Source organism: Streptomyces seoulensis (genome assembly GCF_004328625.1).
In the GTDB taxonomy this organism is placed as follows: domain Bacteria; phylum Actinomycetota; class Actinomycetes; order Streptomycetales; family Streptomycetaceae; genus Streptomyces; species Streptomyces seoulensis.
Map to the genome: position 1 here is coordinate 3198150 of NZ_CP032229.1, position 18215 is coordinate 3216364.

19 protein-coding genes are annotated in these 18215 nt (G+C 73.2%); 12 read left to right on the top strand and 7 right to left on the bottom strand.

Features of this window, described 5'->3' with window-relative positions:
• The first annotated feature begins 42 nt into the window (after positions 1-42).
• The 4 genes from D0Z67_RS14870 (at position 43) to D0Z67_RS14885 (ending at position 3297) form a co-directional block, all read left to right on the top strand.
• On the top strand, positions 43-1467 hold the full coding sequence (locus tag D0Z67_RS14870; protein WP_051887427.1) for a DUF2252 domain-containing protein: 1425 nt from the start codon (positions 43-45) through the stop codon (positions 1465-1467).
• Positions 1468-1540: 73 nt separating this feature from the next.
• Positions 1541-2011 carry a hypothetical protein gene (locus tag D0Z67_RS14875; protein WP_031179028.1) on the top strand — a complete coding sequence of 157 codons (471 nt, stop codon included), beginning with the start codon at positions 1541-1543 and terminating at the stop codon, positions 2009-2011.
• A 75-nt stretch (positions 2012-2086) separates the two neighbouring features.
• On the top strand, positions 2087-2908 hold the full coding sequence (locus D0Z67_RS14880; RefSeq protein ID WP_031179027.1) for a hypothetical protein: 822 nt from the start codon (positions 2087-2089) through the stop codon (positions 2906-2908).
• A gap of 59 nt (positions 2909-2967) precedes the next feature.
• Positions 2968-3297: a rhodanese-like domain-containing protein gene (locus D0Z67_RS14885; protein WP_031179026.1), complete on the top strand. Its 330-nt coding sequence runs from the start codon at positions 2968-2970 to the stop codon at positions 3295-3297.
• A 24-nt stretch (positions 3298-3321) separates the two neighbouring features.
• Here the strand turns inward: D0Z67_RS14885 and paaE are convergent, their stop codons facing one another.
• Genes paaE through paaA form a run of 5 tightly spaced genes read right to left on the bottom strand, consistent with a single transcriptional unit; the run spans position 3322 to position 6947 of the window.
• Positions 3322-4386, bottom strand: coding sequence for a 1,2-phenylacetyl-CoA epoxidase subunit PaaE (paaE, locus tag D0Z67_RS14890; RefSeq protein WP_031179025.1), 1065 nt, complete (start codon positions 4384-4386; stop codon positions 3322-3324).
• Entirely contained in the window at positions 4386-4934 is a 549-nt protein-coding gene (paaD, locus tag D0Z67_RS14895; protein WP_031179024.1) for a 1,2-phenylacetyl-CoA epoxidase subunit PaaD, read from the bottom strand. The genes paaE and paaD overlap by 1 nt, the downstream gene beginning before the upstream one ends.
• Positions 4928-5647, bottom strand: a complete 720-nt coding sequence (paaC, locus tag D0Z67_RS14900; protein WP_031179023.1) for a 1,2-phenylacetyl-CoA epoxidase subunit PaaC — start codon at positions 5645-5647, stop codon at positions 4928-4930. Before paaC ends, paaD begins: the two co-directional genes overlap by 7 nt.
• Positions 5644-5931 carry a 1,2-phenylacetyl-CoA epoxidase subunit PaaB gene (paaB, locus tag D0Z67_RS14905; protein WP_030805879.1) on the bottom strand — a complete coding sequence of 96 codons (288 nt, stop codon included), beginning with the start codon at positions 5929-5931 and terminating at the stop codon, positions 5644-5646. Before paaB ends, paaC begins: the two co-directional genes overlap by 4 nt.
• On the bottom strand, positions 5928-6947 hold the full coding sequence (paaA, locus tag D0Z67_RS14910) for a 1,2-phenylacetyl-CoA epoxidase subunit PaaA (RefSeq protein WP_031179022.1): 1020 nt from the start codon (positions 6945-6947) through the stop codon (positions 5928-5930). Before paaA ends, paaB begins: the two co-directional genes overlap by 4 nt.
• Positions 6948-7245: 298 nt before the next feature.
• On the opposite strand from paaA, the gene D0Z67_RS14915 reads away from it, so the two are divergent.
• Genes D0Z67_RS14915 through D0Z67_RS14925 form a run of 3 tightly spaced genes read left to right on the top strand, consistent with a single transcriptional unit; the run spans position 7246 to position 10012 of the window.
• A complete protein-coding gene (locus D0Z67_RS14915; RefSeq protein WP_031179021.1) occupies positions 7246-8052 on the top strand; it encodes a DUF5819 family protein in 807 nt (268 codons plus the stop codon).
• Positions 8049-9275, top strand: coding sequence for an HTTM domain-containing protein (locus D0Z67_RS14920; RefSeq protein WP_031179020.1), 1227 nt, complete (start codon positions 8049-8051; stop codon positions 9273-9275). The genes D0Z67_RS14915 and D0Z67_RS14920 overlap by 4 nt, the downstream gene beginning before the upstream one ends.
• Positions 9272-10012 (top strand): TrmH family RNA methyltransferase, encoded by a 741-nt coding sequence (locus D0Z67_RS14925; RefSeq protein ID WP_031179019.1) that lies wholly within the window; start codon positions 9272-9274, stop codon positions 10010-10012. The genes D0Z67_RS14920 and D0Z67_RS14925 overlap by 4 nt, the downstream gene beginning before the upstream one ends.
• 8 nt (positions 10013-10020) lie before the next feature.
• On the opposite strand, the gene paaN is transcribed toward D0Z67_RS14925, so the two are convergent.
• The gene (gene paaN / locus D0Z67_RS14930; RefSeq protein WP_031179018.1) at positions 10021-11712 is read right to left on the bottom strand and encodes a phenylacetic acid degradation protein PaaN; all 1692 of its coding nucleotides are present in this window, start codon (positions 11710-11712) and stop codon (positions 10021-10023) included.
• Between the two features lie 212 nt (positions 11713-11924).
• Between paaN and D0Z67_RS14935 the strand changes: the two genes are divergently transcribed.
• Positions 11925-13439, top strand: coding sequence for a 3-hydroxyacyl-CoA dehydrogenase (locus D0Z67_RS14935; protein WP_031179017.1), 1515 nt, complete (start codon positions 11925-11927; stop codon positions 13437-13439).
• Positions 13436-14023, top strand: coding sequence for a TetR/AcrR family transcriptional regulator (locus D0Z67_RS14940; RefSeq protein ID WP_031179016.1), 588 nt, complete (start codon positions 13436-13438; stop codon positions 14021-14023). The genes D0Z67_RS14935 and D0Z67_RS14940 overlap by 4 nt, the downstream gene beginning before the upstream one ends.
• A 3-nt stretch (positions 14024-14026) precedes the next feature.
• On the opposite strand, the gene D0Z67_RS14945 is transcribed toward D0Z67_RS14940, so the two are convergent.
• The gene (locus D0Z67_RS14945) at positions 14027-14524 is read right to left on the bottom strand and encodes an Lrp/AsnC family transcriptional regulator (protein WP_234312561.1); all 498 of its coding nucleotides are present in this window, start codon (positions 14522-14524) and stop codon (positions 14027-14029) included.
• A 175-nt stretch (positions 14525-14699) separates the two neighbouring features.
• Here D0Z67_RS14945 and pdhA point away from each other — a divergent pair, with 175 nt between their 5' ends.
• Genes pdhA through D0Z67_RS14960 form a run of 3 tightly spaced genes read left to right on the top strand, consistent with a single transcriptional unit; the run spans position 14700 to position 18180 of the window.
• Entirely contained in the window at positions 14700-15845 is a 1146-nt protein-coding gene (gene pdhA, locus D0Z67_RS14950; protein WP_031179014.1) for a pyruvate dehydrogenase (acetyl-transferring) E1 component subunit alpha, read from the top strand.
• Positions 15842-16846, top strand: coding sequence for an alpha-ketoacid dehydrogenase subunit beta (locus D0Z67_RS14955; RefSeq protein WP_031179013.1), 1005 nt, complete (start codon positions 15842-15844; stop codon positions 16844-16846). Before pdhA ends, D0Z67_RS14955 begins: the two co-directional genes overlap by 4 nt.
• Positions 16846-18180 (top strand): dihydrolipoamide acetyltransferase family protein, encoded by a 1335-nt coding sequence (locus tag D0Z67_RS14960; RefSeq protein WP_031179012.1) that lies wholly within the window; start codon positions 16846-16848, stop codon positions 18178-18180. Before D0Z67_RS14955 ends, D0Z67_RS14960 begins: the two co-directional genes overlap by 1 nt.
• Positions 18181-18215 lie beyond the last annotated feature (35 nt).

Genomic DNA, 18215 nt, shown 5'->3' on the forward strand with positions numbered 1-18215 from the left:
CGCTCGTGCGGGGGCGTTCGGGGTGCGGGGGAGGCGGTCAGGGTGACCGGAGTCGCGGTGGAGCCGGCCGGGGTGCGGGCGGTGGGCAGGGTGCCGAGGCTGCGCGGGTTCGCGCAGTGGCCGCCGGCCGGGTCCGCCAAGCGTCAGGGCAAGGCGCTGCGGGCCGACGTGCCCCGCGCCGCCCACCAGGACCTCGTGGTGGACGAGGCGCGTCCGGACGCGGTGGCCGCGGTCGAGGAGTCCAACGCGGGACGCCTGCCCGAGCTGACCCCGATACGGGTGGGCCGCATGGCCGCCTCTCCCTTCGCCTTCCTGCGCGGCTCGGCCGGCCTCATGGGGTACGACCTGGCCCGCACCCCGGTGACCGGCATCGGCACCCAGCTCTGCGGCGACGCCCACGCGGCCAACTTCGGCCTGTACGGGGACGCGCGCGGCGGTCTCGTCATCGACCTCAACGACTTCGACGAGACCGTGCACGGGCCCTGGGAGTGGGACCTGAAACGGCTCGCCGCCTCCCTGGTGCTGGCCGGGCGCGAGGCCGGGGCCGGCGAGGACACCTGTCACGCGGCCGCGCGGGACGCCGTCGGGGCGTACCGGCGCACCATGCGGCTGCTGGCCAAGCTGCCCGCGCTGGACGCCTGGAACGCCATCGCGGACGAGGAACTCGTCTCCCACGCCGACGCGCACGACCTGCTCGGCACCCTGGAGCGGGTCTCGGCGAAGGCGCGGGCCAACACCAGTGGCCGCTTCGCCGCCAGGTCGACCGAGGAGTGCGCGGACGGCGGGCGCCGCTTCGTGGACGCGCCCCCGGTGCTGCGCCGTGTCCCGGACGCCGAGGCCGCCGCCGTCGCCGCCTCGCTGGAGCCGTATCTGTCGACGCTCGGCGCGGACCGGCACCCGCTGCTCGCGCGGTACGCGGTGCAGGACGTCGCCTTCCGCGTCGTCGGCACCGGCAGCGTGGGCACCCGGTCCTACGTGGTGCTGCTCCTCGACCATCGCGGTGAGCCGCTCGTCCTCCAGGTGAAGGAGGCCCGGCCCTCGGCGCTCGCCCCGCACCTGGCCACCGCGGGCTTCCCGGTGCCGCCCGCCGAGCACGAGGGGCGGCGCGTGGTCCTCGGGCAGAAGCGGATGCAGGTGGTCAGCGACATATTGCTGGGCTGGACCACGGTCGACGAACGCGGCTTCCAGGTACGGCAGTTCCGCAACCGCAAGGGCAGCGTCGACCCGGCCGCCCTCGCGCCCGACCAGGTCGACGACTACGGCCGGATGACCGGCGCCCTGCTGGCCCGCGCCCACTCGCACAGCGCCGACCCCCGCCTCATCGCCGGGTACTGCGGCAAGAACGAGGAACTGGACGACGCCGTGGCCGACTTCGCCACCGCCTACGCCGACCTCACCGAGTCCGACCACGCGCGCCTGATGGAGGCGGTGCGCTCCGGGCGGATCGCGGCCGAGACCGGGGTGTGAGCGGGGATGCGGAGACGAGTGCCGTCGCCGGGCCGGCCGCTGTGCGCGGGAAGAGGGCGTCCGGGGTGCTGAGATGAAGTACGTCGAACTGCGCGGCGGCGGCGGTGAGGAGCCCGTGCTCGCCGATCCGCGTCCCTACCTCGCCCGGCTGCCCGGCATCGCAGCCGGACTGCCGCCCGGTGCCCGTGCCTTCGCCACCGACCCGGCGCACTACGACCCCGAGGCCAAGCGCTGCGTCCGCGACCTGCTGCCGACGCGGGTCCACCGCACGGCCGACGGTGACATCGAGATCCGCTTCCGGCACAACTGCTTCCGGCACGAGGAGGATCTGCTGGTCCGCTACTCCGGGGTCTCCGACTTCCAGTCGGACGTGCTGGACGTGTGCGATCCGGCCTCGCTGGGCGATGTGATCCTGGACGAGATCCTCCCGCTGCCGGGCGGCTGCACGCATGAGGTGGCCTGCCGTCCCGGGCGGCTGGTGGTGGCGTGCCGGGATCTGGTGGCCGAGTGGGTTCCGGCGGCCTGTCCGGAGGTGGGTTCCTAGGCGGGGAAGGCGAGTTGGCGCGGTCGTTCCGCTCCGTCGGGGGAGGCCCTTGTGGGTGTGGCCTAGGCTGGTCGGGTGACGACCCCGGAAGCTGAGCAGACCGAGCAGTCCCAGTCGCCGCGGCCCGAGGAACGGCTGGAAAAGGCCGTCCGGGTCGCCGAGCAGGCGCTGATCGACTTCGAGATCGCCGTGGAGACCTTCCGCGTCGAGGTCGAGAACTTCGCCCGGCTGCACGAACAGCGGCTCGGCCCGCTGTACGCCCGTATCGAGGAGCTGGACGCCTCGATCGCCGAGGCGCGGGCCGCCCGTACCCAGGACCCCGAGGACATCCGGCGCGCGGCCGAGGCCCGCGCCAACCTGTCGCCCATTCCGGGCGTCGAGGAGCTGCTGCACGGCTGGATGGACGGTCAGGGGCTGTTCCCCGAGGCCACCGCGATGCTCACCGACCAGCCGGTGCGGCCGCCGGAGCGGGTGCGGCCCAGCGAGGAGGTCCGCAAGCTCTACCGCGACCTCGCCCGCAAGGCCCACCCCGACCTCGCCCAGGAGGAAGCCGAGCGCGCCCGTCGCGAGGAGTTCATCACCCGGGTCAACGCGGCCTACGCCCGTGGCGACGAGGCCCAGCTGCTGGAACTCGCCGCGGAGTGGGCCGCCGGTCCGGTGCCGCCGGAGCGGAAGCCCAGCCCCAGCGACGAGCTGTACGCCCGCCTGGAGTGGCTCGCCCAGCGCAAGGAACTCCTCACCCTGGTCGCCCGGGAACTGGAGAACGGTGCCATCGCCGGCATGCTCCGCCTCGCCCCGGACGACCCCGACAGCCTCCTCACCGAGATCGCCGACCGGCTGCACGGCGACATCGCCCGCCGGGAGTCCGACCTCGCGGCGCTGCTGACGCAGGAGTGACGCCCGGCGTCGCGTGCGGCGCTTCGGGTAGCGTCGGGGGCATGAGTTTCGGAGCTGGTGTGCCCACGGTCGAGGTCACGGACCTCAAGGACGGCGATTTCCTGCTGGACGTCCGCGAGGACGACGAGTGGCAGGCCGGTCATGCCGAAGGGGCGCTGCACATCCCGATCAGCGAGTTCGTCGCCCGCTACGGCGAGCTGACCGAGGCCGCCCCCCAGGACGGCCGCGTCAACGTCATCTGCCGCTCCGGCGGCCGCTCCGCCCAGGTCACCATGTACCTCGTCCAGCAGGGCATCGACGCGGTCAACATCGACGGCGGCATGAAGCACTGGGAGGCCGCGGGCCGCCCGGTCGTGACGGACGCGGGGCAGGCCGGGGTCGTGATCTAGGGACCCCGCGTCCAGGGACCCCGCTCAGCGGTCGAAGTCCACCTCCACCTTCTCTGTCATGGGGTGGGACTGGCAGGCGAGGACGTAGCCGGCTTCGGTTTCCTCGGGTTCGAGGGCGAAGTTGCGGTCCATGCGGACTTCGCCGGTGACCAGGAAGGCGCGGCAGGTGCCGCAGACGCCGCCCTTGCAGGCATAGGGGGCGTCGGGGCGGTTGCGCAGGACGGTGTCCAGGAGGGACTCGCCCTGCTGGGCCGGCCAGCTGCCGCCGCGGCCGTCGAGGCGGGCGGTGACCGTGCTGTGGGCGGCTGCCGGAGCGGTGATGGCCGGGGCGGTGCCGCCGTCCACGTGGAAGATCTCCTGGTGGATTCCGGAGCGGTCCACGCCGAGGCCGCGCAGGGCCCGTTCCGCGTCCTCCACCAGGCCGTACGGGCCGCACAGGAACCAGCCCCTGACCTGGTCCACGGGGAGCAGCGCGGGCAGCAGGCCGGTGAGCCGGTCCCGGTCGAGGCGGCCGGAGGGCAGGCCCGCCTGCTGCTCCTCGCGGGAGAGCACCGTCACCAGCTGGAACCGCTCCGGGTAACGGTCCTTCAGGTCCGCCACGTCCTCCAGGAACATGGTCGAGGCGGCCGTACGGTCGGCCCGGATCAGACAGAACCGCGCGCCCGGCTCGCGGGCCAGCAGCGTGGCGGCGATCGACAGCACCGGGGTGATGCCGCTGCCGCCGACGACGGCCGCGAAGAGACCCGGCGCCGGGTCCAGGGTGAAGCGCCCGGCCGGGGTCATCACCTCCAGCTCGTCCCCGGCGGCGATCTCCTTGAACGCGTACGTCGAGAACACGCCCCCGTCGACCAGCCGCACGCCCACCCGCAGCGTGCCCGGTCCTGGCCCGGCCGGGTCGGGGGCCGGGGAGCAGATGGAGTAGGTGCGGCGGATGTCCCCGCCGTCCACGCGGCGGCGCAGGGTGAGGTGCTGGCCCGGCTTGTGCCGGTACTCCTCGCGCAGCTCGGGCGGTACGGCGAGGGTGACGGCGACCGAGTCGTCGGTCAGCCGCTCGATCTCGGCCACCCGGAGCCGGTGGAAGCGTGCCATCACAACTCCTTGAAGTGGTCGAAGGGTTCACGGCAGGTGAGACACCGGCGCAGCGCCTTGCAGGCCGTGGAGGAGAAGCGGCTCAGCAGCTCGGTGTCGGCGGAGTCGCAGTGGGGGCAGCGGATGGCCTCCGGTGCCGCACCCCTCTCCGCGTCGCCGGCGTCGCCGGTGCGGGTCGGGCCGAGGGTCAGGGTGACCGGTCCCGAGGGGTGCTGGGTGCGCGGCGGGGCTATGCCGGACTCCTGGAGCTTGCGGCGGCCCTCGGGGGTGATGTCGTCCGTGGACCAGGCGGGGGTGAGGACCGTGCGGACGGTCACCTCCCGCATGCCGTGGGCGCGCAGGATCTGTTCTATGTCCGCGCTCATCACCTCCACCGCCGGGCAGCCGGTGTAGGTCGGGGTGAGGTCGACCTCGACCGCGCCGGTGCCGGTGAGGTGCACGGCGCGCACGACGCCCAGCTCGTGCAGGGTGAGCACGGGGAGTTCGGGGTCGGGCACCGAGCCGGCCAGCTCCAGCAGCTCGGTCTCCAGCGCGGTGGCGGTCACCATGTCGCCCCCGGGTGACTGCGGTGCAGGTGCTGCATCTCGGCGAGCATCCGTCCGAACGGCTCGGTGTGCAGACCCTGCCGGCCCGCGCCCGCCGCCCACGCGCCCGTGCGGGGACCCTCGGGCACGCTCAAGGTGGCGCGCCCGAGCACCTCGGTGACGGAGGCGAGCCAACTGGCCTCCAGGGCGGCCCAGTCGACGTCCACGCCGGGGACCGGCTGGAACATCTCGCCGGTGAAGCGCCACAGCGCCTCGCAGGCCCGGCTCATCCGGTCGTGGCTGAGTTCGGTGCCGTCGCCGAGGCGCACGGTCCACTGCTCGGCGTGGTCGCGGTGGTAGGCGACCTCCTTGACCGCCTTGCCGGCCAGCGGCTGGAACGGGCCTTCCCGCAAGGCCAGTTCGGCGTACAGCAGGTGCTGGTAGGTGGAGAAGTAGAGCTGCCGGGCGATGGTGTGGGCGAAGTCGCCGTTCGGCTGCTCGACCAACTGGAGGTTGCGGAAGGCGCGTTCCTCGCGGAGGTAGGCCAGCTCGTCCTCGTCGCCGGTCATGGAGAGCAGCACGCGGGCCTGGCCGAGCAGGTCGAGCGCGATGTTGGCGAGGGCGACCTCCTCCTCCAGGACGGGGGCGTGGCCGGCCCACTCCCCGAGGCGGTGGGAGAGCACCAGGGCGTCGTCGCCGAGGGCCAGCGCGGCGGTGGCGGGGACGGTGGCGGTCACAGGTGCTTCACCCCTTCCGGGATCTCGTAGAAGGTCGGGTGCCGGTAGGGCTTGTCGGCGGAGGGCTCGAAGAAGGGGTCCTTCTCGTCGGGCGAGGAGGCGGTGACGGCGGTGGCCGGGACGACCCAGATGGAGACGCCCTCGCCGCGCCGGGTGTAGAGGTCACGGGCGTTGCGCAGGGCCAGCTCCGCGTCGGGCGCGTGCAGGCTGCCGGCGTGGGTGTGGGAGAGGCCGCGGCGGGAGCGGACGAAGACCTCCCACAGGGGCCAGTCGGTGTGGGTCATGCGCGCGTCGCTCCTGTCCGGCCGGTGTCCCCGGCGTGTCTGGCCGCGTGGGCGGCGGCCGCTTCCCTGACCCAGGCGCCCTCGTCGTGTGCGCGGCGGCGCTGGGTGATGCGCTGTTCGTTGCAGGGGCCGTTGCCCTTGAGGACTTCCTTGAACTCGGTCCAGTCGATGGCGCCGAAGTCGTGGTGCCCGCGCTCCTCGTTCCACCTGAGGTCCGGGTCGGGGAGGGTGAGGCCGAGGGATTCGGCCTGGGGGACGGCGATGTCGACGAAGCGCTGGCGCAGTTCGTCGTTGGAGTGGCGCTTGATCTTCCACTCCATGGACTGGGCCGAGTGCTGGGAGGTGTCGTCGGGCGGCCCGAACATCATCAGCGAGGGCCACCACCAGCGGTCGACCGCGTCCTGCGCCATGGCGTGCTGCTCGGGGGTGCCCTGGCTCAGGGCGAGCAGCAGCTCGTACCCCTGGCGCTGGTGGAAGGACTCCTCCTTGCAGATGCGGACCATCGCGCGGGCGTACGGGCCGTAGGAGCAGCGGCACAGCGGGACCTGGTTGGTGATGGCGGCGCCGTCCACCAGCCAGCCGATGGCGCCCACGTCGGCCCAGGTCAGGGTGGGGTAGTTGAAGATCGAGGAGTACTTCTGGCGGCCGCTGTGCAGCTTGTCGAGCAGCTCCTCGCGGCTGGTGCCGAGGGTTTCGGCGGCGCTGTAGAGATAGAGGCCGTGGCCCGCCTCGTCCTGGACCTTGGCCATCAGGATCGCCTTGCGGCGCAGGCTGGGGGCGCGGGTGATCCAGTTCGCCTCGGGCTGCATGCCGATGATCTCGGAGTGCGCGTGCTGGGCGATCTGGCGGACGAGGGTGGCGCGGTAGGCGTCCGGCATCCAGTCGCGTGGCTCGATGCGCTCCTCGGCGGCCACCGCCGTGTCGAAGGCGTGCTGGTGCGCCGCGGTGTCCGCGGTGGCGCCGGGTGCGCCGTCCGCGGGTGTGCGGTCCGTGCGAGGCGCGGCTGCTGTGGCCATGCGGTCCCCCTGACCTAGGACTCTGCCGGAAACACGCCCCGACCGATCGTTCGGTTCGTGCGTGTCAATGGTGTGCCGGGGCGTCGTCGGGTGTCAACCGCTGTGGACAGCGCGGCCGCGCACCTGTGGAAAACCTCCGTGGCCGGTCCGCGTTCCCACCGGGCCCGGGGCTGCGCGGGGCGGGTGGGGCTGAGTACCGTTCCGTGCGGGTGCCAAGCGGAAGCAAAGGCGTCCGAGGACCAGGGGGCGCCCCGTGACGGGCGCGTCGATGCCGGAGCGGAAGCGGGACGGGGCGGGGATGGACGCGTACGACGAGGAGCCGGAGGCCCTGAGCGGGCCGGAGGGCCCGGCCGGGGCGCGTCGCGCGGGCAACCCCGGCACACCGGACGAGGACAGCGGGTCCGAGCACACCGAATCCGAGGAGACCGGACGCGATCGCGCGGCGGAACCGGCCCCGCGCGCCGGACTCGCCGCCCTCTCCCCCCGCTACCGCCTCGTCGCGGGCGGCGCGCTCGCCGTCGTCGCGGCCGTCGCCGCCGTGCACCTCGGCATGGTGTTCCTGAGCCTCGCCCCCGCCAACCCCGTGAGCAAGCAGCACGCCAAGGCGGTGGAGGGATGGGTGTACCCGGAGTTCGAGCAGAACTGGAAGCTGTTCGCGCCCAACCCGCTGCAACAGAACGTCGCCGTACAGGTACGCGCCCAGGTCCGGGGCGGGGACGGGGAGCCGCGCACCACCGGCTGGACCGACCTGTCCGCCGAGGACGGCGCCGCCATCGACGGCAACCTGCTGCCCAGCCACACCCAGCAGAACGAACTGCGCCGCGCCTGGGACTTCTACGGCACCACCCACGGCACCGACAACCGCCCCGTGGGCGTGCGCGGGGCGCTCGCCGAGCAGTACGTGCGCCGGATAGTGGTGCTGCGCCTGCTGCGGGACGAGGGCCTCGACCGCGCCGGAACCATCGAGCGCGTGCAAGTGCGCTCCCGCACCGTCAATGTCCCTCCGCCCGGTTGGAGCCGGGAGAAGGTCTCCACCAGCCCCGCCTACCGTGTGCTGCCCTGGTGGACGGTGACCGGTGACGAGACCGAGGCGGGTGCACGATGAACCGGCTCTCCCAGAACGTCGCCCGGACCTTCGCCGGTGGCGTCGAGCGCGTCACGAGCGCTGCCCTCGGCCCGTACCAGACCGCCGTGATCCGGATCGGGTTCGCCGCGACCTGGCTGCTGTTCCTGCTGCGCGAGTTTCCGCACCGGCAGGAGCTGTACGGGCCGGCCGGGCCCTGGAGCTGGAACCTGGCCCGTCAGCTCATCGACGGCAACCACGCCTTCACGGCGCTGATGTGGTCCGACAGCCGGCTCTGGTTCGAGCTCTGCTACCTCTTCGCGGTCCTGGCGAGTGCCGCGCTGCTGGTCGGCTGGCGCACCCGGACCGCCTCGGTGCTGTTCATGGTGGGCGTGCTGTCGCTCCAGAACCGCAGCGTGTTCATGGGGGACGGCGGCGACAACGTGCTGCACCTGATGTCCTTCTATCTGGTGTTCACCCGCTGCGGCCAGGTCTGGTCGCTGGACGCGCGCCGGGCCGCGCGGTCGGAGGCGGCACGCGCGCGTGGGGAGCGTGTTCCCGCCGACCGGGTGGGCCCGGTGCTGTGGGCGCTGTCCGGCGCTGTACTGGTCACGGCTACGGTGGCGGGCCGGTTCGGCGGGAGCTGGCTGGTGCCCGCGCTGCTGTGGGCGGCGTGGGCCGGGCTCGGCCTGTGGTGGGTGGCGGGCCGCTGGACGCGGTCGAGGGAGCCCCGGATGCTGCTCGACGTGCTGGCGAACGTGCTGCACAACGCCGGTCTCGTCGTGATCATGGCGGAGGCGTGCCTGATCTACGCCACGGCCGGCTGGTACAAGATCCAGGGCTCGCGCTGGCAGGACGGCACCGCCGTCTACTACCCGCTGCACCTGGACTACTTCTCGCCCTGGCCCGCCCTCGCCGACCTGATGTCCGCCAGCGGCGTCCTGATGACGATCGTGACCTACGGGACGGTCATGGTGCAGGTCGCCTTCCCCTTCACCCTGTTCAACCGGCGGGTCAAGAACGTCCTGCTGGTGCTGATGATGACCGAGCACGCGGTGATCGCCGTCGTCCTCGGACTGCCCTTCTTCTCGCTGGCGATGATCACGGCGGACGCCGTCTTCCTGCCCACCGCCTTCCTGCTGCTGCTCGGCGGCTGGGCCGCACGCGCGCGTGGACGGCTGGCACGGCGCGGCGGAACGGGCCGGGTGCCCCCGCCCCGCGCCCCGGAGGAGTCCACCGCCGGGCACGTAGGGTTCAGGGCATGACCGACCCCCTGAACCGCTGGCGCGAGCGCGCCGCGGACGCCGTGCTGCTGGACGGCTTCCACGCCCTCAAGCACGCGCTGCGCTTCGGGGCCGAGGTGCCCGTGGCGGTCACCACCGACCGGGAGGCCACGCTCGCCCTCGCCGGTGAACTCGCCGGGGACGTCAGGGACCCGCTGGACGCCCTGCTCACCGAGGTGCCCCAGGCGGTGTACGCCTCCCTGGTGCCCCGCCCGCACCCGACCGGCGTGGCCGCGCTCGCCGTACGGCCGTCCCGTGAGGCCAACCTCAAGGCGCTGGCCCACCTGCCGCGCACCGCGCCCGTGGTGGTGCTGGACGAGCCGCGCAACCTCGGCAACGCGGGCGCGGTGATCCGGCTGGCCGCCGGGTTCGGCGCGACCGGGGTCGTCACCACCGGCACGCTGGACCCCTGGCACCCCACCGTGGTGCGCGGCGGGGCGGGGCTGCACTTCGCCACCGCCGTGGAGCGCCTCGGTGTAGACGAACTGCCGGCCGGCCCGCTGTTCGCCCTCGACCCCGAGGGCGACGACATCCGGCGGACCGAGCTGCCCGACGACGCGGTGCTCGCGTTCGGCTCGGAGCGCAGCGGGCTCTCGGCGCCGCTGCGGGCCCGTGCCGACCGGCTGCTGGCGCTGCCCATGCGGCCGCAGGTCTCCAGCTACAACCTGGCCACCAGCGTGGCCATGACGCTGTACCACTGGAGCCTGCGCGCCGCCTGAGCCCCGGCTCACACCTCCTTGCGGACCTCCACCACGCGGAAGCGACTGGCCACGTACGCGCCGTCGGTGAGGGCCGCGTTCGCCGCCGGGTTGCCGCCGGAGCCGTGGAAGTCGGAGAAGGCGGCGGTCTGGTTGACGTAGACCCCGCCGGTCAGGTTCAGGGAGAGCTGGGCGGGCTCCTCCAGGCAGACCTCCTCGACGGCCCGCGCGACCTCCGGGTCGATGGTGTGGGCGCCGACGGTCATCGCGCCCTGTTCGCGGACGGTGCGCCGCAGCAGGTCCACCGCGTCGGCGACCGAGTCGACGGCCACCGCGAAGGACACCGGGCCGAAGCACTCGCCGAGGCAGGCGGCCTCGTCGTCCGGCTTGGCGGCGTCCAGCTTCACGATCACCGGGGTGCGCACCACCGCGTCCGGGAAGTCCGGGTTGGTGACCTCGCGGGAGGCGAGGGCGACCTCACCGAGGTCGGCGGCGGCCTCCAGACGGGCCTTCACATCCGGGTTGACGATGGCGCCCAGCAGGGCGTTGGCGCGGGCGTCGTCCCCGAGGAGGGCGTCGACGGCGCGGGCGAGGTCGGCGGTCACCTCGTCGAAGGACTTGTGGCCCGCGTCGGTGCTGATGCCCTCGCGCGGGATCAGCAGGTTCTGCGGGGTGGTGCACATCTGGCCGCTGTACAGGGAGAGCGAGAAGGCGAGGTTGGCCAGCATGCCCTGGTAGTCGTCGGTGGACTCCACGATCACCGTGTTGACGCCGGCCTTCTCGGTGTAGACCTGCGCCTGGCGGGCGTTGGCCTCCAGCCAGTCGCCGAAGGCGGTGGAGCCGGTGTAGTCGATGATGCGGATCTCGGGGCGGGTGGCGAGGGCCTTGGCGATGCCCTCACCCGGCCGCTCGGCGGCCAGCGCCACCAGATTGGGGTCGAACCCGGCCTCGGCCAGCACCTCGCGGGCCACCTGGACGGTGAGCGCCAGCGGCAGCACCGCGCGCGGGTGCGGCTTGACCAGGACCGCGTTGCCGGTCGCCAGGGAGGCGAACAGGCCCGGATAGCCGTTCCACGTCGGGAAGGTGTTGCAGCCGATCATCAGGGCGACGCCGCGCGGGACCGGCGTGAAGGTCTTGGTCAGCGTCAGCGGGTCGCGCTTGCCCTGCGGCTTGCTCCACTCCGCCGTCTCCGGCGTGCGCGTCTGCTCCGCGTACGCGTACGCCACCGCCTCCAGGCCGCGGTCCTGGGCGTGCGGGCCGCCAGCCTGGAACGCCATCATGAACGCCTGGCCGCTCGTGTGCATGACCGCGTGCGCGAACTCGTGCGTCCGGTCGCTGATCCGCTTGAGGATCTCCAGACAGACCGCCGCGCGTGTCTCCGGGCCCGCGTCGCGCCAGGCGGCCTGCCCGGCGCGCATCGCGGGGAGCAGTACGTCCAGGTCGGCGTGCGGGTAGCTCACGCCCAGCTCGATGCCGTACGGCGAGACCTCGCCGCCCACCCAGTCGTCCGTGCCGGGCTGGTCCAGCTCCAGACGGGTGCCGAGGAGGGCGTCGAAGGCGGCCTTGCCCGCGGCCGCGTCCAGGCTGCCGTGCTCGCCGTACGCCTTGGGGTGCTCGGGGTGCGGGGACCAGTACGCGCGGGTGCGGATCGCCTCAAGGGCCTGGTCGAGGGTGGGGCGGTGCGTGGCGATCAGCTCGTGTGCGGTCGGTCGGGCGGTCATCCGGGACCAACTCCTCGTCTGCGTGAACTCGTCGTCGAGCTCGTGACCTGGGGGTTTGAAGAGACGGCAGGGTTGCGGCGGGCGCGGCCCGCGGAGCCTTCCGCCGGACGGTGGTGGGCCGCGGGCGGTCAGGGCTAGAGTAACCGAACGATCGGTCGGGACAAGGGGGTCCGCCGCATCTGTGGACAACGTCGTGCGGGAGGATCGCGCACATGACAGCTATCGACCTCAGCAGCCCCGTGGCCGTGGTCGGCACCGGCACCATGGGCCAGGGCATCGCCCAGGTCGCGCTGAGTGCCGGCCACCCGGTTCTGCTGCATGACGCGGTGCCCGGCCGGGCGCGGGAGGCCGCCGAGGCCATCGGTGCCCGTCTCGACCGGCTCGTGGCCAAGGGCCGGCTCGGCGCGGACGAGCGGGACGCGGCGCGCGCCAGGCTCACGCCCGTCGAGCACCTGACCGGGCTGGCCGACTGCGCGCTCGTCGTGGAGGCCGTGCTGGAGCGGCTGGACGTCAAGCAGGAGCTGTTCCGGGAGCTGGAGGGCATCGTCTCCGAGGACTGCCTCCTCGCCACCAACACCTCCTCCCTGTCGGTGACCGCCGTCGGCGGCGCGCTCGCTTCCCCGGACCGCTTCCTGGGCCTGCACTTCTTCAACCCGGCCCCGCTGCTGCCCCTGGTGGAGGTCGTCTCCGGGTACGCCACCGACGTCACGTCCGTCACGCGCGCGTACGAGACCGCCCGCGCCTGGGGGAAGACCCCGGTGGCCTGCGCGGACACCCCCGGTTTCATCGTCAACCGGATCGCCCGGCCCTTCTACGCCGAGGCGTTCGCCGTGCTGGAGGCCCAGGGCGCCGACCCGGCCACCATCGACGCGGTGCTGCGCGAGAGCGGCGGCTTCCGCATGGGCGCCTTCGAGCTGACCGACCTCATCGGGCAGGACGTCAACGAATCCGTCACCCACTCGGTGTGGAGCTCCTTCTTCCAGGACGTCCGCTTCACGCCCTCGCTCGCCCAGCGCCGGCTGGTGGAGTCGGGCCGGCTCGGCCGCAAGAGCGGTCAGGGCTGGTTCGACTACGCCGAGGACGCCGAGCGTCCCGAGCCGCACACCGCCGAGAAGGAGAAGCCCCCGGCGCACGTCACCGTCGAGGGCGATCTCGGCCCGGCCGCCGGGCTGCTCCCGCTGATCCGCGAGGCGGGCATCGCCGTCCACGAGGAGGGCGAGGACCAGGGCAGCCGGCTGGCCCTGCCGAGCGGCGGCCAACTGGTCCTCGCCGACGGCCAGACCGCCGTGGAGTTCCGGGACGTCGTCTACTTCGACCTCGCCCTCGACTACCGCGCCGCCACCCGGATCGCGCTCTCCGCCTCCCAGGACACCTCGCCGCGCACCCTCGCCGAGGCCATCGGCCTCTTCCAGGCGCTCGGCAAGGACGTCAGCGTCATCGGGGACGTGCCCGGCATGATCGTCGCCCGCGCGGTCGCCCGCATCGTCGACCTCGCGCACGACGCCGTCGCCAAGGGCGTGGCCACCGAGGAGGACATCGACACCGCGATGCGCCTGGGCGTCAACTACCCCCTCGGGCCCTTCGAGTGGAGCCGCAGGCTCGGCCGGAGCTGGGCGTACGAGCTGCTGGACGACCTGCACCTGCGCGACCCCTCCGGCCGGTACGCGCCGTCCCTCGCGCTCTACCGCCACGCGTACGCCACCGACAAGCGGGAGGGCACCTCATGACCACCGCCAGGCGCGACACGTACACCCCCGAGACCCTGCTCTCGGTCGCCGTGGGGGTGTTCAACGAGCGCGGCTACGACGGCACCTCCATGGAGCACCTCTCCCGGGCCGCGGGCATCTCCAAGTCCTCGATCTACCACCACGTCAGCGGCAAGGAGGAACTGCTGCGCCGGGCCGTCAGCCGGGCGCTGGACGGGCTGTTCGCCATCCTCGACGAGGAGCACGCGCGCGTGGGGCGGCCGGTGGACCGGCTGGAGCACGTCGTACGGCGCATGGTCGAGGTGCTCATAGCCGAGCTGCCCTACGTGACGCTGCTGCTGCGCGTCCGGGGCAACACCGAGGCGGAGCGGTGGGCGCTGGAGCGGCGCCGGGACTTCGACCACCGGGTGGCCGCCCTGCTGCGGGCGGCCGCCGAGGACGGGGACGTGCGGGGGGACGTGGAGGTCCGGCTGGCGACCCGGCTGGTCTTCGGAATGATCAACTCCATCGTGGAGTGGTACCGGCCCGAGACGGGCGGGGCCGGCGGGCGCGAGGTGGCCGACGCGGTGGTGCGGCTGGTCTTCGCCGGGCTCCGTGAGGAGTAGAGGTCACGCGTCCGGCTCCAGGTCCTCCTCCTCGAACACCAGCAGCGTGCGGGTGCCGAGCACCTCGGGGATCGACTGGAGCCGGGTGAGCACCAGCTCGCGCAGCGCCCTGTTGTCCGGCGTGTGCACCAGCAGCAGCACGTCGAAGTCGCCGCCGACCAGCGCCATGTGGGATGCGCCGGGCAGGCGGCGAAGCTGTTCCCGGACCGTGCGCCAGGTGTTCTGGACGATGTTGAGCGTGATGTACGCCGAGGTGCCGTGCCCGGCCCGCTCGTGGTCGACCCGGGCGCCGAAGCCCCGGATCACCCCGTCCTCCACCAGTCGGTTGATCCGCGCGTAGGCGTTGGCGCGGGAGACGTGGACCCGCTCGGCGACCGACCGTATCGAGGCGCGGCCGTCCGCCTGGAGGATCTTGAGGATGTCCTGATCTATGGCATCCAGCGGGCGGGGCGGGGGTGCGCCATGCGCCTCCGCCGCCTGGGCCATTTGTTCAGGCGTCATGTCCCCCCGCTTCATCGCCGTGGACGTCCTGCATTCATTCCAGGCTGTGCAAAACCGTTTGTCCACAGCCTGAGGGGGCCAGTAGCCAAAATGCGCCGACGACCGAACAATCGGTAGGTGAGACGGGTCACAGCCGACCCGCCTCTCGTAGCCGCTCCCACGAGGAGGTGCCGTCATGACGGTCATGGAGCAGCAGGGCGCGTACCGGCCATCGCCGCCGCCCGCCTGGCAGCCCCGCACGGACCCCGCGCCGCTGCTGCCCGACGCCGAGCCCCATCGCGTCCTCGGCACCGGCGCGGCCGCCGATGCCGACCCGGACCTGCTGCGCCGGCTCTACGCCCAGGTGGTCCGCGGCCGTCGCTACAACACGCAGGCGACCGCGCTCACCAAACAGGGCCGGCTCGCCGTGTACCCCTCCAGCACGGGACAGGAGGCGAGCGAGGTCGCCGCCGCCCTGGCCCTGGAGGAGCGCGACTGGCTCTTCCCCAGCTACCGCGACACCCTCGCGGTGGTCGCCCGGGGCGTCGACCCGGTGGAGACGCTCACCCTGCTGCGCGGCGACTGGCACACCGGCTACGACCCGCACACCCACCGCGTGGCCCCGCTCAGCACCCCGCTCGCCACCCAGTTGCCGCACGCGGTGGGCCTCGCGCACGCCGCGCGGCTCAAGGGGGACGACGTGGTCGCGCTCGCCATGGTCGGCGACGGCGGCACCAGCGAGGGCGACTTCCACGAGGCGCTGAACTTCGCCGCCGTCTGGCAGGCCCCGGTCGTCTTCCTGGTGCAGAACAACGGCTTCGCGATCTCCGTCCCGCTCGCCAAGCAGACCGCCGCGCCCTCCCTCGCCCACAAGGCGGTCGGGTACGGCATGCCGGGCCGCCTGGTCGACGGCAACGACGCGGTCGCGGTGCACGAGGTGCTCAGCGAGGCGGTACGACGCGCCCGCGCGGGCGGCGGCCCGACCCTGGTCGAGGCGGTGACCTACCGCGTGGAGGCCCACACCAACGCCGACGACGCGACCCGCTACCGCGAGGACGACGAGGTCGAGGCGTGGCGGCGGCACGACCCGGTCCAGCTGCTGGAACGCGAGCTGACCGCACGCGGGCTGCTGGACGAGGAGGCGATCGACGCGGTCCGGCAGGACGCCGAGGCGATGGCCGCCGACCTGCGCGAACGCATGAACCAGGACCCCCGGCTCGACCCGATGGACCTCTTCGACCACGTGTACGCCGAGCCCACCGCGCAGCTCCGCGAGCAGCGCGCGCTGCTCGGGACCGAGCTGGCCGCCGAACAGGACGACCAGGAAGGCGACCCGCGATGACCACCGTCGCCGTCAAGCCCGCCACCATGGCGCAGGCCCTCACCCGCGCGATGCGCGACGCGATGGCCGCCGACCCCGCCGTCCATGTCATGGGCGAGGACGTCGGCACCCTCGGCGGTGTCTTCCGGGTCACCGACGGGCTCGCCGCCGAGTTCGGCGAGGACCGCTGCACGGACACCCCGCTGGCCGAGGCGGGCATCCTCGGCGCCGCCGTCGGCATGGCCATGTACGGCCTCAGGCCCGTGGTGGAGATGCAGTTCGACGCGTTCGCCTACCCGGCGTTCGAGCAGCTGGTCAGCCATGTCTCCCGGATGCGCAACCGCACCCGGGGCCGTATGCCCCTGCCGATCACGGTCCGTGTCCCCTACGGCGGCGGCATCGGCGGCGTCGAGCACCACAGCGACTCCTCCGAGGCGTACTACATGGCCACCCCCGGCCTGCACGTCGTCACCCCGGCCACGGTCGCCGACGCCTACGGGCTGCTGCGGCAGGCCATCGCCTCCGACGACCCCGTGGTGTTCCTGGAGCCCAAGCGGCTCTACTGGTCCAAGGACACCTGGAACGCCGACCACCCCACCGAGGTGGAGCCCATCGGGCGCGCGGTCGTCCGGCGCCCCGGCACCAGCGCCACCCTGATCACCTACGGCCCGTCCCTCCCGGTGTGCATGGAGGCCGCCGAGGCCGCCCGCGCCGAGGGCTGGGACCTGGAGGTCGTCGACCTGCGCTCGCTGGTGCCCTTCGACGACGAGACGGTCTGCGCCTCCGTCCGGCGCACCGGCCGCGCGGTCGTCGTGCACGAGTCGACCGGGTTCGGCGGTCCCGGCGGCGAGATCGCGGCCCGGATCACCGAGCGCTGCTTCCACCATCTGGAGGCACCGGTGCTGCGCGTGGCCGGGTTCGACCTGCCCTACCCGCCGCCGATGCTGGAGCGGCACCACCTGCCCGGTGTCGACCGTGTGCTGGACGCGGTGGCCCGCCTCCAGTGGGAGGCGGAGAACTGATGGCACAGGTACTGGAGTTCAAGCTGCCCGACCTCGGCGAGGGGCTCACCGAGGCGGAGATCGTGCGCTGGCTGGTGGCCGTCGGTGACGTGGTCGCCATCGACCAGCCGGTCGTCGAGGTCGAGACGGCCAAGGCGATGGTGGAGGTCCCCTGCCCCTACGGCGGTGTGGTCACCGCCCGCTACGGCGAGGAGGGCACCGAACTGCCCGTCGGCGCACCCCTGATCACCGTCGCGGTCGGCTCCCCCGATGCCGCCGCCGTAGGACCGGCGGGAGAGCCCGCCGCCGAGGCCGAGGGCTCGGGCAACGTCCTGGTCGGCTACGGCACCCAGGCCCCCGCCCGCCGCCGGCGCCGGGTACGCACCCAGCTCACGGTGGCCAACGGCACCGCACCGGCCGCCCCGGCACCCGCGCCCGCACCCACCCTCACCCCGGAGCCGGCCGCTCCGGAATCCCTCGCCCCCCAAGGGCCAGTCCCCGTCATCTCCCCCCTCGTCCGCAAGCTCGCCCGGGACAACGGCGTCGACCTGCACGCCCTGCGCGGCACCGGCCCCGACGGCCTCATCCTGCGCGCGGACGTCGAAGCGGCCCTCCGCGTCGAAGCCACCGCACCCCCGACCACCGCACCCCCCACCGCAGCCTCCGAAGGCACCCGCATCCCCCTCAAGGGCGTGCGCGGGGCCGTCGCCGAGAAGCTGAGCCGGAGCCGCCGGGAGATCCCGGACGCCACCTGCTGGGTCGACGCCGACGCGACCGAACTCCTGCGCGCGCGGGCCGCGATGAACGCGACCGGGGCACCGAAGATCTCCCTGGTCGCCCTGCTCGCCCGTATCTGTGCTGCCGCCCTCGCCCGGTTCCCGGAGCTGAACTCCTACGTCGACACCGAGGCCCGCGAGGTCGTCCAACTGCCCGGTGTGCACCTGGGGTTCGCCGCGCAGACCGAGCGCGGACTGGTCGTGCCGGTCGTCCGGGACGCGCATACGCGGGACGCCGAGTCGCTCACCGCCGAGTTCGCCCGCCTCACCGAGGCCGCCCGCGCCGGACGGCTGACGCCGGGTGAACTCACCGGGGGCACCTTCACGCTGAACAACTACGGCGTCTTCGGGGTCGACGGCTCCACCCCCATCATCAACCACCCCGAGGCCGCGATGCTCGGCGTCGGCCGCATCGTCCCCAAGCCGTGGGTGCACGAGGGCGAACTGGCCGTGCGCCAGGTCGTGCAGCTCTCGCTCACCTTCGACCACCGGGTCTGCGACGGCGGCACGGCGGGCGGCTTCCTGAGGTACGTGGCGGACTGCGTGGAGCAGCCCGCCGTACTGCTGCGCACCGTGTGACAGCGGCCGGCCGGTTCCGCCGGGCGGGGTCCGCC